Source organism: Pseudomonas sp. S3_G06, from assembly GCF_054667565.1.
On sequence record NZ_CP162738.1, the window covers coordinates 262,813 to 276,887 of the forward strand.

Consider the following 14,075-nt stretch of genomic DNA (forward strand, 5'->3'; position numbering starts at 1 on the left):
CCCCTGTAGGAGCTGCCGAAGGCTGCGATCTTTTGACTTTGATGCTTAGAAGCAAGATCAAAAGATCGCAGCCTTCGGCAGCTCCTACACGGTGGTGTGTCATCAATAACTTAGTTAGCTGGCTAAGGGGATAGCGCTGGCGCACCGAAAAATGGCACATTGGCGCACCTGCCTGCGGGCACCCATCTGCTGTCCGGAATTTTCCATGGCTATCAGCAACGTTCAGACCGCCGCTGCCTCGGCGACCGCTGCTCCGCAAAGCAGCCCCTTGGTGATGCGCATCATCGGCGCGGTGGCGCTGGCGCATCTGATCAATGACCTGATCCAGTCGGTGCTGCCGTCGATCTACCCGATGCTCAAAGCCAATTATGGCCTGACCTTCACCCAGGTCGGCCTGATCACCTTGACCTTCCAGTTGACCGCGTCGCTCTTGCAGCCGTGGGTCGGTTATCACACTGATCGCCACCCCAAACCGTGGCTGTTGCCGGCGGGCACGGTGTGTACGTTGATCGGCATTCTGATGATGTCGGTGGTCGGCAGCTTCCCATTGATTCTGCTGGCGGCGGCGCTGATCGGCATTGGCTCGTCAACCTTTCACCCGGAAGCCTCGCGTGTTGCGCGACTGGCCTCGGGCGGCCGGTTTGGTCTGGCGCAATCGACCTTTCAGGTCGGCGGCAATGCCGGCTCCGCGTTCGGCCCGTTGCTGGCGGCAGCGATCATCATTCCCTTCGGCCAAGGCAATGTGGCGTGGTTCGGTCTGTTCGCGGTGTTTGCGCTGTTTGTGCTGTACCGCATCAGCCGTTGGTACGCCAATCACCTCAACCTGTTCAAACTCAAGGCCGGCCAAGCGGCGACGCACGGCTTGTCGAAGGGCAGGGTGACCAGTGCGCTGGTGGTGCTGGGGCTGCTGGTGTTTTCCAAGTATTTCTACATGGCCAGTTTCACCAGCTACTTCACCTTCTACCTGATCGAGAAGTTCGACCTGTCGGTTGCCAGCTCGCAGCTGCACTTGTTCCTTTTCCTGGGCGCAGTGGCGGCGGGGACGTTCTTCGGTGGACCGATTGGCGACAAGATCGGGCGCAAGGCAGTGATCTGGTTTTCCATCCTGGGGGTGGCGCCATTCACCTTGATCCTGCCGCATGTCGATCTGTTCTGGACCAGCATTCTCAGCGTGGTGATCGGCTTCATTCTGGCGTCGGCATTTTCGGCGATCGTGGTGTACGCGCAGGAACTGGTGCCGGGTAATGTCGGGATGATTGCCGGGATCTTCTTCGGACTGATGTTTGGTTTCGGCGGGATTGGCGCGGCGCTGCTCGGGCATCTGGCGGATGTGCACGGGATTGAGTATGTGTACTTCCTGTGCTCGTTTCTGCCGTTGTTTGGTGTGTTGGCGATCTTTTTACCGCGTACTAAAAAAGCTTGAGATCAAAAGATCGCAGCCTTCGGCAGCTCCTACAGGGGATAGATGTACATCTGTAGGAGCTGCCGAAGGCTGCGATCTTTTAACAATCTTTCGGGCACAAAAAAGCCGCGTATCAAACGCGGCTTTTTCTTGCCCGGCTGTTGCTTAGACGTTGAAGCGGAAGTGCATCACGTCGCCGTCCTTGACGATGTAATCCTTGCCTTCCAGGCGCCATTTGCCGGCTTCTTTGGCGCCGGCTTCGCCCTTGTACTGGATGAAGTCGTTGTAGGCGATGACTTCGGCACGGATGAAGCCTTTTTCGAAGTCGGTGTGGATCACGCCGGCGGCCTGTGGGGCGGTGGCACCGACCTTGACGGTCCAGGCGCGGACTTCTTCGACACCGGCGGTGAAGTAGGTCTGCAGGTGGAGCATTTCGTAGCCGGCGCGGATTACGCGATTCAGGCCAGGCTCTTCCAGACCCAGGGCCTCGAGGAACATGTCCTTCTCTTCGCCGTCGTCGAGCTCGGCGATTTCCGCTTCGATCTTGTTGCACACCGGAACGACCATGGCGCCTTCTTCTTCGGCGATGGCCTTGACCACGTCCAGGTGCGGGTTGTTCTCGAAGCCGTCTTCAGCCACGTTGGCGATGTACATGACCGGTTTGGTGGTCAGCAGGTGGAAGCCCTTGATCACGGCTTTCTCATCCGCGCTCATGTTTTTCATCAGGCTGCGTGCCGGCTTGGCTTCGGTGAAGTGCGCGATCAGTTGCTCGAGCAAAGCCTTCTGAACCACGGCGTCCTTGTCACCGCCCTTGGCGTTGCGCGCGACTTTCTGCAGTTGTTTCTCGCAGCTGTCGAGGTCGGCAAAGATCAGTTCCAGGTCGATGATTTCGATGTCGCGTTTCGGGTCGACGCTGTTGGAAACGTGGATCACGTTGTCGTCTTCGAAGCAGCGCACCACGTGAGCGATCGCGTCGGTTTCACGGATGTTGGCCAGGAACTTGTTGCCCAGGCCTTCACCTTTCGAGGCGCCAGCGACGAGGCCGGCGATGTCGACGAACTCCATGGTGGTCGGCAGGATGCGCTTGGGATTGACGATGGCCGCCAGGGCTTCCAGACGCGGATCCGGCATCGGCACAATGCCGCTGTTCGGCTCGATGGTGCAGAAGGGGAAGTTCTCGGCCGCGATACCGGATTTGGTCAGGGCGTTGAACAGGGTGGACTTGCCGACGTTAGGCAGGCCGACGATGCCGCAATTGAATCCCATGGTGTTTCCCCTCGGGTAAAAGTCAGGCCTTCTGGCTGTGCAGGTTTTTCATCGCGCGGTTCCATTCCCCGGCGAGGATATCCGGCAGCACGCCGAGGGCAAAGTCGATGCTGGCATCGAGTTTTTCCTGTTCGGCGCGTGGCGCACGACCCAGGACGAAATTTGAAACCATACTGGCAACGCCCGGGTGGCCGATGCCAAGCCGCAGGCGGTAGAACGTATTCTGATTGCCCAGTTGCGCAATGATGTCGCGCAACCCGTTGTGACCGCCATGGCCGCCGCCCTGCTTGAGCTTGGCAACGCCCGGAGGCAAGTCGAGTTCGTCATGCGCCACGAGGATTTCTTCAGGCTTGATGCGGAAGAAACCGGCGAGTGCCGCCACGGCCTGGCCGCTGCGGTTCATGTAGGTGGTGGGAATCAGCAGACGAACATCCTGACCCTGATGCGAGTAGCGCCCGGTCAGGCCGAAATATTTGCGATCAGCCACAAGATTCACATTCTGTGCGTGGGCGATGCGCTCAACAAAAAGGGCCCCTGCGTTATGCCGGGTCTGTTCGTATTCAGCGCCTGGATTTCCCAGGCCAACGATCAGTTTGATGGCAGTCACGATAGGGGCCCTTCCTTGGAGTGGTGGATAACATCGCCGTGATCGGGGAAAGCGGCGAAAGTGGACGAAAAATGCTCATTTACCATGGATGTAAACTCCGCGTTCTCGCCCGCTTTCTCGCTACGTTCCAGTCCGCGATGTTACTTGCTCACTCCGGCATGACAGAGTGAATTACTCTGCTGCGCCTTCTTCGGTAGGTTCTGCAGCAACACGTGGAGCGTGGACGTTGGCAACAGCCTTGTCATCGCCGTGTGCCAGAGCAACGAACTCAACACCTTTAGGAGCTTTGAGGTCCGACAGGTGGATGATGGTGCCGATTTCAGCTTTCGACAGATCGACTTCGATGAACTCAGGCAGATCTTTTGGCAGGCAGGTCACTTCGATTTCAGCAACAACGTGCGAAACTTCGCCGCCTTTCTTCACTGGAGCTTCTTCGCCAACAAAGTGTACAGGCACGATGGCGGTCAGTTTCTGGCCGGCAACAACGCGTACGAAGTCAGCGTGCATCACGTGGCCTTTGGCCGGGTGACGCTGCAGCGCCTTGATGATGACGTTCTGCTTGGTGCCACCAACGTTCAGCTCGATGATGTGGCTGTAAGCCGCTTCGTTTTCGAGCAGTTTGGCAACTTCTTTGGCCAGCATGCTGATGGATTCAGGGGCTTTGTCGCCACCGTAAACTACAGCTGGAACCAGGCTTGCGAGACGACGCAGGCGGCGGCTCGCACCTTTCCCCAGGTCGGAACGCACTTCAGCATTCAGAGTAAAATCGTTCATTTTGTATCTCCAAAATAGCCATGACCGAGTGGCGTTTGCGACCAGCGCCGAACACGGTATGGGCAAAAAAGCCCCGCCCCGACAGGAATGCCGGGGCGGGGCGCTTTTCGTCAACGAGACATTTCGCGAAGGGCAGGGCCCTTAACGGAACATCGCGCTGATCGATTCTTCATTGCTGATGCGGCGAACCGCTTCGGCAACAACCGGTGCGATATCCAGTTGACGGATACGTGCACAGGCTTGTGCTGCAGCGGACAGCGGGATGGTGTTGGTCACCACCAGCTCGTCCAGCACGGAATTTTCGATATTCTCGATGGCCCGGCCCGACAGCACAGGGTGTGTGCAATAGGCAAAGACCTTGGCTGCGCCATGCTCTTTCAGGGCCTTGGCCGCGTGGCACAGGGTGCCGGCGGTATCGACCATGTCATCGACGAGAATACAGGTACGCCCTTCGACATCACCGATGATATGCATCACTTCAGAGTGATTGGCTTTCTCACGGCGTTTGTCGATGATCCCGAGATCGACGCCCAGCGACTTGGCAACAGCCCGTGCACGCACGACCCCACCAATGTCCGGAGACACGATCATCAGGTTTTCGAAGCGCTGATCTTCGATGTCATCCACCAGAACCGGGGAGCCGTAGATGTTATCTACCGGAATATCGAAGAAGCCCTGAATCTGGTCAGCATGCAGATCAACCGTGAGAACACGGTCGATGCCGACTACGGTAAGCATGTCAGCAACGACTTTCGCGCTGATAGCCACACGTGCGGAACGCGGACGGCGATCCTGACGGGCATAACCAAAATAAGGAATAACAGCAGTGATACGAGTAGCCGAGGAGCGGCGGAAGGCGTCAGCCATCACTACCAGTTCCATCAGGTTATCGTTGGTCGGAGCGCAGGTCGGCTGAATAATGAAGACGTCTTTACCGCGAACGTTTTCATTGATCTCGGCTGTGATTTCGCCGTCGGAAAACTTGCCGACAGAGATGTCACCGAGAGGGATATGCAGCTGACGTACGACACGCCGAGCCAGATCGGGGTTGGCATTCCCCGTAAAGACCATCATCTTGGACACGCGCAGTACCTAGAGGCTGAGGGTAACCTGGATGAGTAGAGAAAATGGCAGGGGCGGCTGGATTCGAACCAACGCATGGCAGGATCAAAACCTGCTGCCTTACCGCTTGGCGACGCCCCTGTATCTGTTGCTTTCAAGTGCCGGGCACTTGATTTTCCTTTAGAACAGACTTTGCAGCTTGCGATGCAACATCGAAACGTTGCTTCCTTTCGCTACAAACCCTGTAAGGGTCTCTGTCAGAAGGGCCGAGACTTTATCAGCTTCAGCTTTGCTTGGGAAGCCCCCAAACACACAACTTCCAGTTCCGGTGAGCTTTGCTTCGGTAAATTTACCTAACAAATCCAATGCGTTACGTACCTCTGGATAACGCCTTGCTACCACCGGCAAGCAGTCATTTCGACTGTTTCCCTCGGGAACGGGGCGCACTTTAATGGGCGGTGTGTTACGTGTCAACAAAGGATCGGAAAAAATTTCTGCCGTACTAACAGCGACTTGCGGCACGAGCACCAGATACCACGGTTCTTCGGGGTCGACCGGGGTCAGTTTCTCGCCGACGCCCTCGGCAAATGCCGCATGGCCACGGACGAACACCGGTACGTCGGCACCGAGTGACAGGCCCAGTGCCGCCAGGCGATCTTCATCCCAGCCCAGTTGCCACAAATGGTTGAGCCCGAGCAGGGTCGTCGCCGCATTCGAGCTGCCGCCGCCAATGCCGCCGCCCATGGGCAGGACTTTGTCGATCCAGATGTCGATGCCGAGCGCGCAGGCGGATTGTTGCTGCAACATCTTCGCCGCGCGCACGATCAGGTTGCTGTCGTGGGGCACGCCGGCGAACTCGGTGTGCAGTTGAATCACGCCGTCATCGCGCACGGCGAAAGTGAGTTCATCGCCGTAATCGAGGAATTGAAACAGCGTCTGCAATTCGTGATAACCGTCTTCACGGCGACCGAGAATGTGCAGCATCAAGTTGAGTTTGGCCGGCGAGGGCAGGGTCAGGCGTGCAGCGGTCATGCTTTATTGCCCCAACTTGCGCGGTTGCCAGGTCTTGATCACCAGCGTCACGTCGAGGTCGGTGCCGTGCAGCTTGATGCGCTCGGGGAGCCAGTAACCATTCTGTTCGGTGTAGGCGGTGTATTCGACTTTCCAGCCGTCCTGCTCAAGGCTGGCCAGACGACTGTCGGCGTCCAGGTTCAAGCGACTTTTGCTTTCCGGAGCGGGCAGGCCACGAACCCACCAGGCCAGATTCGACACCGGTAATTTCCAGCCCAGCTGTTCTTCTAGCAGAGCTTCGGGTGATTGCGATTCGTAGCGGCCCTGGTTGGCGACTTCCAGCGACACCTTGCCCGGACGCCCGGTCAGGCGTGCCGCGCCGCGACCCAGCGGGCCGGACAGGCGAATGTCGTAGTAGTCCTGACGCTGCAGCCAGAACAGTGTGCCGCTGCCGGAATCCTTCGGCGCGCGGATGCCGATCTTGCCGTCGATCTGCCAGCCGTCGAGGCCGGTCAGTTGCTGTTTGTTTGCCGCCCACTGGGCCGGGCTGCCGTGGCCCTCGACCGATTCGCGAGTGCCGAAACCCGAGCAGCCGGCGAGCAGGGCGATGAAGCTGAAAACAATAACGTGGCGCAAAAGCATGGTTTAAAGATTCTCGGATCCGGTCAGGCGCTTGATGGTGCTGCGCAGAATGGTGCTGTCGGGCTGATCCTTGAGGAACTTGCCCCACACTTGTTTGGCTTCGCGTTGATTGCCCTTGGCCCAGAGGACTTCGCCAAGGTGCGCGGCGACTTCGTGGTCGGGGAAGCGCTCGAGCGCCTGGCGCAGGTATTTCTCCGCATCGTCCAGATTGCCCAGGCGATAGTTCACCCAGCCGAGGCTGTCGAGTACCGCCGGGTCTTCCGGATTGATCTGGTGCGCCTGCTCGATCAGCGTTTTCGCTTCAGCGTAGCGGGTGGTGCGATCGGACAAGGTGTAGCCCAGCGCATTCAGCGCCATGGCGTTGTCCGGGTCGCGCTTGATGATCAGGCGCAGGTCTTTCTCCATTTGCGCCAGATCATTGCGTTTCTCCGCGAGCATGGCGCGGGTGTAAAGCAGGTTGAGATCGTCCGGGTATTTCTGCAGCGCTTGTTGCAGAACCTTCCAGGCCTTGTCGTCCTGTTTGTTGGCCGAGAGGCTTTCCGATTCGATCAGATACAGCTGAATCGCGTAATCCGGTTGCTCGTCACGCTCGGCCGCCAGTTTGCTCTGCGCTTCGGCGGTCTTGCCGTTGCTCATCAGGATATCGGCCTGACGCAGCTGTGCCGGCAGATAGTCATTGCCCGGGCCGACCTGTGCGTATTCGATGAGCGCGCCTTGCGGGTCGTTGCGCTCTTCGGCAATCCGGCCGAGGTTCAGATGTGCCGAATCGACGTGGCTTTCGCGAGCGATCAGGTCTTCCAGATAACCTTTGGCCTCATCCCACGCCTTGGCTTCCAGGCACACCAGTGCCAGCGAATAACGCAGTTCGTCGTCTTCCGGGTATTGCTGAACGAGGGTGGAGAATTCGGCCTTGGCGTCGTCCATGCGGTCCTGTTCGACCAGCATGCGCGCGTAAGTCAGGCGCAGGCGCTTGTCTTCCGGGTATTTCCTGATGCTTTTCTGCAACAGCGGCAGCGCTTCGTCGCCACGGTTGAGCAATTGCAGCAGGCGCGCACGCAGCAGGATCGGTGCAATTTCGCCGTCTTCCGGTGGGTTGTCTTCGAGCAGAGTCAGCGCGCCTTGATTGTCGCCGTCCTGCTGCAACAGCAGAGCCTTGCCGAAAATCAGCTGATTGTTGTTCGGGTGGCGCTCAAGCAAACGGTCGAAGCTTTTCATCAGACCGTTGCGGGTTTCCTGATCGGTGTCGGCGGCCGACAGTGCGAGGAAGTCGAAATGGGTGTCGCCCTTGCCCTGCAGGACTTTCTCCATGTAGACCATGGAGTCGTCGTAACGCCCGGCGCGAGCCAGTTGTACGGCAGCGGCGCGTTGCGCTTCGAGATCGTCCGGGGCATTGCGGGCCCAGATCAGCGCGGTGTCGAGGGCCGGTTGATCGGCGCCCAGATATTCGGCGATGCGGAAAGCCCGCTCGGAGACGCCCGGATCCTGGGTGTTGATGGCCTGGGTCACGTAGTTGTCCAGGGCAATGTCGAAACGATTGCGCTGGCCAGCGAGTTCGGCGCTCAGCAGGCTGAACACGGTTTCCTCGCTGAATGAGCCGTAAACCTTGGGCTTTTCAGGTGCGGGCGTGGTGTCTTCGACCGGCGGGGTGCCGTCCGGCGCAACGGGCGCCATGGCCTGGCAGCCGCTGAGGAAGACAAAAGCGAGGAGCAACGCGGAAGATCTATTCATATAGGAAGAGGACGACTAACCTGCGGTCGGATCATCATGACACAAGCCTTCGGCCAAACATAACCGAGACTCAATTGTGGCCATTATAGGGGCTGACGATTGGGACAATAGTCAGCGGTAGTTGTTCTGAATCTTTCGAAGTAGGACAATTGCCGGCTTCACGTCACCACCAGCGACCTTGAATGGCCTTCCTTGCACTCGGTATTAACCACAAGACTGCTTCAGTAGACGTCCGCGAGCGCGTGGCCTTTACCCCTGAGCAGCTGGTGGAGGCCTTGCAGCAGCTCTGCCGACTGACCGACAGCCGCGAAGCTGCGATCCTCTCCACCTGCAATCGCAGTGAGCTTTATATAGAACAGGATCAGCTCTCGGCCGATGTCGTGCTGCGCTGGCTGGCCGATTATCACCATCTGAGCCTGGACGAGCTGCGCGCCAGTGCCTATGTGCATGAAGACGATGCGGCTGTTCGTCACATGATGCGCGTCGCTTCCGGGCTCGACTCGCTGGTGCTGGGCGAACCCCAGATTCTCGGCCAGATGAAATCGGCCTACGCCGTGGCCCGCGAGGCCGGCACCATCGGTCCGCTGCTGGGGCGGCTGTTTCAGGCGACGTTCAATGCCGCCAAGCAAGTGCGTACCGATACCGCGATCGGCGAGAACCCGGTGTCGGTGGCGTTTGCCGCAGTGAGCCTGGCGAAACAGATTTTCAGCGATCTGCAACGCAGCCAGGCGCTGCTGATCGGTGCCGGCGAGACGATTACGCTGGTCGCGCGCCATTTGCATGAGCTGGGGGTCAAGCGCATCGTCGTTGCCAACCGCACGCTGGAGCGCGCCAGTCAGTTGGCCGAGCAGTTCGGCGCTCATGCGGTGCTGCTCTCGGACATTCCGGCGGAGCTGGTGCGCAGCGATATCGTCATCAGTTCGACCGCCAGCCAGTTACCGATCTTGGGCAAGGGTGCGGTGGAAAGTGCGCTGAAGCTGCGCAAGCACAAGCCGATCTTCATGGTCGACATTGCCGTACCGCGCGATATCGAGCCGGAAGTCGGCGAGCTCGACGACGTTTACCTGTACAGCGTCGACGATCTCCACGAAGTGGTCGCCGAGAACCTCAAGAGCCGTCAGGGCGCTGCGCAAGCGGCGGAGGAAATGGTCTCGGTCGGCGCCGACGATTTCATGGTGCGCCTGCGCGAACTGGCGGCAGTCGATGTGCTCAAGGCCTATCGTCAACAGAGCGAACGCCTGCGCGACGAGGAGCTGCAAAAAGCCCTGCGTCTGCTGGCCAACGGTGGCAACGCCGAAGACGTGCTCGGGCAACTGGCCCGTGGCCTGACCAACAAACTTTTGCATGCGCCCAGCGTGCAGTTGAAAAAGCTGTCTGCCGAAGGCCGCCTCGATGCGCTGGCCATGGCCCAGGAACTCTTTGCCCTTGAGGGCTCACCGGATAGTTTTTCGGATAAAAAACCGCAATGAAAGCGTCACTGCTCAACAAGCTGGACATTCTCCAGGACCGTTTCGAGGAACTGACCGCGCTGCTCGGCGACGGTGAAGTCATTGCCGATCAGGCCAAATTCCGCGCCTATTCCAAGGAGTACGCCGAACTCGAGCCGGTAGTGGCCGCCTATAAAAAGCTGCTCGGCGTACAAAGCGATCTTGAAGGCGCGCAGGCGCTGCTCAAGGACAACGACCCGGACATGCGCGAAATGGCCGTGGAAGAAGTTCGCGAAGCCAAGGAGTTGCTGGTCACGCTGGAGTCCGATCTGCAGCGCATGCTGCTGCCTAAAGATCCGAATGACGGGCGTAACGTGTTCCTCGAAATCCGCGCCGGCACCGGTGGCGACGAGGCGGCGATCTTCTCCGGCGACCTGTTTCGCATGTACTCGCGTTATGCCGAGCGGCGTGGCTGGCGCGTAGAGATCCTCTCGGAAAACGAAGGCGAACACGGTGGCTATAAAGAAGTCATCGCGCGCATCGAAGGCGACAACGTTTACGGCAAGCTGAAATTCGAGTCCGGCGCACACCGCGTCCAACGTGTCCCCGCCACCGAATCCCAAGGCCGGATCCACACGTCGGCCTGCACCGTGGCGGTGTTGCCGGAGCCGGATGAGCGCGAAGCCATCGAGATCAACCCGGCGGATCTGCGTGTCGACACTTACCGTTCCTCTGGCGCCGGTGGTCAGCACGTCAACACCACCGATTCGGCGATCCGCATCACCCACATCCCGACCGGCACCGTCGTCGAGTGTCAGGAAGAACGTTCCCAGCACAAGAACCGTGCCCGGGCGATGGCGTGGCTGTCGGCGAAACTCAACGATCAGCAGAACGCTGCGGCGGCCAACGCGATTGCCAGTGAGCGCAAGTTGCTGGTCGGTTCCGGCGATCGATCCGAGCGTATCCGCACCTACAACTACGCCCAGGGCCGTGTCACCGACCATCGCGTCAACCTGACCCTGTATTCGCTGGATGAAATTCTCGCCGGTGGCGTTGAAGCTGTGATCGAGCCGTTGCTGGCCGAATATCAGGCTGACCAACTCGCAGCGATAGGTGAATAAATGACCATCATCGCCAGCCTGTTGCGCGCTGCCGAGTTGCCGGACTCGCCGACGGCTCGTCTGGACGCTGAATTGCTCCTCGCCGCCGCACTGGGCAAGTCGCGCAGCTTCCTGCACACCTGGCCCGAGCGCATCGTGCCGAGCGAGGCTGCGCTGACCTTTGCCGAGTATTTGCAACGCCGCCGCAGTGGCGAGCCGGTGGCCTACATTCTCGGCCAGCAGGGCTTCTGGAATCTCGATCTGGAAGTCGCGCCACATACGCTGATTCCGCGTCCCGATACAGAACTTTTGGTAGAGGCAGCCCTTGAGCTGCTGCCGGCAACCCCGGCCAAGGTTCTTGATCTGGGCACCGGCAGTGGCGCGATTGCTTTGGCATTGGCCAGCGAGCGCCCGGCGTGGAAGGTCACCGCTGTGGATCGTGTGCTTGAAGCCGTGGCCCTGGCCGAACGCAATCGCCAGCGTCTGCACCTGAACAACGCTACGGTGCTGAGCAGCCATTGGTTCAGCGCCCTTGAAGGCCAGCGCTTTCAACTGATCATCAGCAACCCGCCGTACATTGCCGCCGCCGATCCGCATCTGGTCGAGGGCGATGTACGCTTCGAACCGGCCAGTGCGCTGATCGCCGGTGAAGATGGCCTCGACGATCTGCGCCTGATTGTTGCGCAGGCGCCGGATCATCTTGAAGCCGGCGGCTGGCTGATGCTCGAACACGGCTATGATCAGGCCGAAGCCGTGCGTGATCTGCTGCTCACTCGTGGCTTTGAAGAAGTCCACAGCCGCACCGATCTGGGCGGCCATCAACGCATCAGTCTGGGGCGCCTGCCGTGCTGAATGATCAGGAATTGCTGCGCTACAGCCGGCAGATTCTGCTGCAACACGTCGACATCGACGGGCAACTGAAGCTCAAGGCCAGCCGCGTGCTGATCGTCGGCCTTGGCGGTCTCGGCGCGCCGGTGGCGTTGTATCTGGCGGCAGCCGGCGTCGGCGAGTTGCATCTGGCGGATTTCGACACGGTCGATCTGACCAACCTGCAACGGCAGATCATTCACGACACCGACAGTGTCGGCATGTCCAAGGTCGACTCGGCGCTCAAGCGCCTTGGCGCGATCAATCCCGAGATTCAACTGGTCGCCCATCGCCAGGCGCTGGACGCCGATTCCCTCGCCGCAGCGGTGGCGGCGGTGGATCTGGTGCTCGATTGTTCGGACAACTTTTCCACGCGCGAGGCGGTTAACGCCGCTTGTGTTGCCGCGTGCAAGCCCTTGGTCAGCGGTGCGGCAATTCGTCTGGAAGGGCAGTTGTCGGTGTTCGATCCAAGGCGTGCCGAAAGCCCTTGCTACCACTGCCTGTACGGACACGGCAGCGAAGCCGAACTGACCTGCAGCGAGGCCGGCGTGGTCGGTCCGCTGGTTGGTCTGGTGGGGAGCTTGCAGGCGTTGGAAGCGTTGAAGGTGCTGGTCGGCTTTGGCGAGCCATTGGTGGGGCGTTTGTTGCTGATCGACGCGCTGGGTTCGCGCTTCCGTGAGCTGCGGGTCAAGCGTGATCCGGGCTGCAGCGTCTGTGGCGCGCGCCATGCGTGAAGCGCCGATCGGCGTGTTCGATTCCGGGGTCGGCGGCTTGTCGGTCCTCGGCGAAATTCAGCGCTTGCTGCCCAACGAATCGCTGCTTTATGTCGCCGATTGCGGGCACATTCCTTACGGCGAGAAAACCCCGGAATTCATCCGCCAGCGTTGCAGTGCGATGGCAGGATTTTTTCGCGAGCAGGGTGCCAAGGCTTTGGTGCTGGCCTGCAACACAGCGACCGTGGCCGGTGTGGCCGATTTGCGTCGTGATTTCCCGGACTGGCCGATTGTCGGCATGGAACCGGCGGTCAAACCGGCCGCAGCGGCCACGCGAAGCGGCGTGGTTGGCGTCCTGGCCACGACCGGCACGTTGCAGAGCGCAAAGTTTGCCGCGTTGCTCGATCGTTTCGCGGCTGACATAAAAGTCATCACCCAGCCCTGTCCGGGACTGGTCGAACTGATCGAAACGGGTGATCTGCACAGCGCCGAATTACGCACTTTATTGCAAGGTTACGTCGCTCCATTGCTGGCGCAAAACTGCGACACAATCATTCTTGGCTGCACCCATTATCCCTTCCTCAAGCCGTTACTCAGGTCGATGATCGCCGACGATGTCAGCCTGATCGATACCGGAGCTGCCGTGGCCCGGCAGTTGCAGCGCTTGCTCGCCGAGCGTGATCTGCTAGCGCAACGTCCGAGCCAGCCGGTGAAGTTCTGGACCAGCGGCGATCCGCAATCCCTCAGAAAAATCCTACCGTTGCTGGGCCAAACTGCGTCGAATGTGCAAAACTTCGACTTGTAAAAAAAATGTGAAATAACTTAAAAAACGCTGAACTTCTGACCAAGCGCGGATTTCTATAGCGACAGCAGCAACTAAAAACCAAACGATCGTTCCGGAAAAGGAAGTTTCAAAGTGAAGCGACTATTCTGCTTGGCCGCGATTGCGGCCGCACTGATGGGGCAAAGCATTTCTGCACAAGCCGCTGGCGTTGAATTCGCCGTCGGCGGTACCAGCGATTCGACAATGACGTATCGCTTAGGCATGAATTTCGACTGGGACAAGAGCTGGCTGCAGAGCGACGTTGGTCGCCTGACCGGCTACTGGAGCGGTGCGTACACGTATTGGGAAGGTGACAAGACTTCCAGCAACAACAGCCTGTCGTTCTCGCCTGTATTCGTTTACGAGTTTGCCGGTCAGTCGGTCAAACCGTACGTTGAAGCGGGTATCGGCGCGGCGTTCTTCTCCAACACCGAATATGAGAGCAACAAGCTGGGCGGTTCCTTCCAGTTCGAAGACCGCATCGGTGTCGGCCTGCGCTTCAACGGCGGTCACGAAGTCGGCATCCGCGCCACGCACTACTCCAACGCCGGCCTGTCCAGCGACAACGATGGTGTAGAAAGCTACGCGCTGCATTACACAATGCCGCTGTAACACGCCGCTACGCGGAACCAACGTGGGAGCGAGCCTGCTCG

The 14,075-nt window shown here is 59.4% G+C and carries 14 protein-coding genes and 1 tRNA gene; 7 read left to right on the plus strand and 8 right to left on the minus strand.

From position 1 onward, the window contains the following. The first annotated feature begins 205 nt into the window (after positions 1–205). On the plus strand, positions 206–1,423 hold the full coding sequence (locus AB4N47_RS01225; RefSeq protein ID WP_039761258.1) for an MFS transporter: 1,218 nt from the start codon (positions 206–208) through the stop codon (positions 1,421–1,423). Between the two features lie 144 nt (positions 1,424–1,567). On the opposite strand, the gene ychF is transcribed toward AB4N47_RS01225, so the two are convergent. The 8 genes from ychF to AB4N47_RS01265 form a co-directional block, all read right to left on the minus strand. Next, the gene (gene ychF / locus AB4N47_RS01230) at positions 1,568–2,668 is read right to left on the minus strand and encodes a redox-regulated ATPase YchF (protein WP_016773202.1); all 1,101 of its coding nucleotides are present in this window, start codon (positions 2,666–2,668) and stop codon (positions 1,568–1,570) included. Positions 2,669–2,690: 22 nt separating this feature from the next. Continuing rightward, positions 2,691–3,275: an aminoacyl-tRNA hydrolase gene (gene pth, locus AB4N47_RS01235; protein WP_016773203.1), complete on the minus strand. Its 585-nt coding sequence runs from the start codon at positions 3,273–3,275 to the stop codon at positions 2,691–2,693. A gap of 171 nt (positions 3,276–3,446) precedes the next feature. Further along, positions 3,447–4,049 (minus strand): 50S ribosomal protein L25/general stress protein Ctc, encoded by a 603-nt coding sequence (locus tag AB4N47_RS01240; RefSeq protein ID WP_110602994.1) that lies wholly within the window; start codon positions 4,047–4,049, stop codon positions 3,447–3,449. A 141-nt stretch (positions 4,050–4,190) separates the two neighbouring features. Then, positions 4,191–5,132, minus strand: a complete 942-nt coding sequence (locus AB4N47_RS01245; protein ID WP_003171603.1) for a ribose-phosphate pyrophosphokinase — start codon at positions 5,130–5,132, stop codon at positions 4,191–4,193. Positions 5,133–5,177: 45 nt separating this feature from the next. After that, positions 5,178–5,252 (minus strand) — tRNA-Gln (locus tag AB4N47_RS01250). A gap of 39 nt (positions 5,253–5,291) precedes the next feature. Beyond that, the gene (gene ispE, locus AB4N47_RS01255; protein ID WP_341639428.1) at positions 5,292–6,143 is read right to left on the minus strand and encodes a 4-(cytidine 5'-diphospho)-2-C-methyl-D-erythritol kinase; all 852 of its coding nucleotides are present in this window, start codon (positions 6,141–6,143) and stop codon (positions 5,292–5,294) included. 3 nt (positions 6,144–6,146) lie between these two features. Next, positions 6,147–6,764, minus strand: a complete 618-nt coding sequence (gene lolB / locus AB4N47_RS01260) for a lipoprotein insertase outer membrane protein LolB (protein ID WP_016773207.1) — start codon at positions 6,762–6,764, stop codon at positions 6,147–6,149. 3 nt (positions 6,765–6,767) lie between these two features. Further along, on the minus strand, positions 6,768–8,492 hold the full coding sequence (locus AB4N47_RS01265) for a tetratricopeptide repeat protein (protein ID WP_041480005.1): 1,725 nt from the start codon (positions 8,490–8,492) through the stop codon (positions 6,768–6,770). Between the two features lie 182 nt (positions 8,493–8,674). Here AB4N47_RS01265 and hemA point away from each other — a divergent pair, with 182 nt between their 5' ends. The 6 genes from hemA (at position 8,675) to AB4N47_RS01295 (ending at position 14,034) form a co-directional block, all read left to right on the plus strand. After that, the gene (gene hemA / locus AB4N47_RS01270) at positions 8,675–9,961 is read left to right on the plus strand and encodes a glutamyl-tRNA reductase (RefSeq protein WP_016773209.1); all 1,287 of its coding nucleotides are present in this window, start codon (positions 8,675–8,677) and stop codon (positions 9,959–9,961) included. Then, positions 9,958–11,040: a peptide chain release factor 1 gene (gene prfA, locus AB4N47_RS01275; protein ID WP_016773210.1), complete on the plus strand. Its 1,083-nt coding sequence runs from the start codon at positions 9,958–9,960 to the stop codon at positions 11,038–11,040. The genes hemA and prfA overlap by 4 nt, the downstream gene beginning before the upstream one ends. After that, on the plus strand, positions 11,041–11,871 hold the full coding sequence (prmC, locus tag AB4N47_RS01280; RefSeq protein WP_341639429.1) for a peptide chain release factor N(5)-glutamine methyltransferase: 831 nt from the start codon (positions 11,041–11,043) through the stop codon (positions 11,869–11,871). After that, complete coding sequence (locus AB4N47_RS01285) at positions 11,865–12,620, plus strand: molybdopterin-synthase adenylyltransferase MoeB (RefSeq protein WP_341639430.1); 756 nt, start codon at positions 11,865–11,867, stop codon at positions 12,618–12,620. The genes prmC and AB4N47_RS01285 overlap by 7 nt, the downstream gene beginning before the upstream one ends. Then, positions 12,613–13,404, plus strand: coding sequence for a glutamate racemase (gene murI, locus AB4N47_RS01290; protein ID WP_024014292.1), 792 nt, complete (start codon positions 12,613–12,615; stop codon positions 13,402–13,404). Before AB4N47_RS01285 ends, murI begins: the two co-directional genes overlap by 8 nt. A 111-nt stretch (positions 13,405–13,515) precedes the next feature. Then, positions 13,516–14,034, plus strand: a complete 519-nt coding sequence (locus AB4N47_RS01295) for an acyloxyacyl hydrolase (protein WP_122507863.1) — start codon at positions 13,516–13,518, stop codon at positions 14,032–14,034. Positions 14,035–14,075 lie beyond the last annotated feature (41 nt).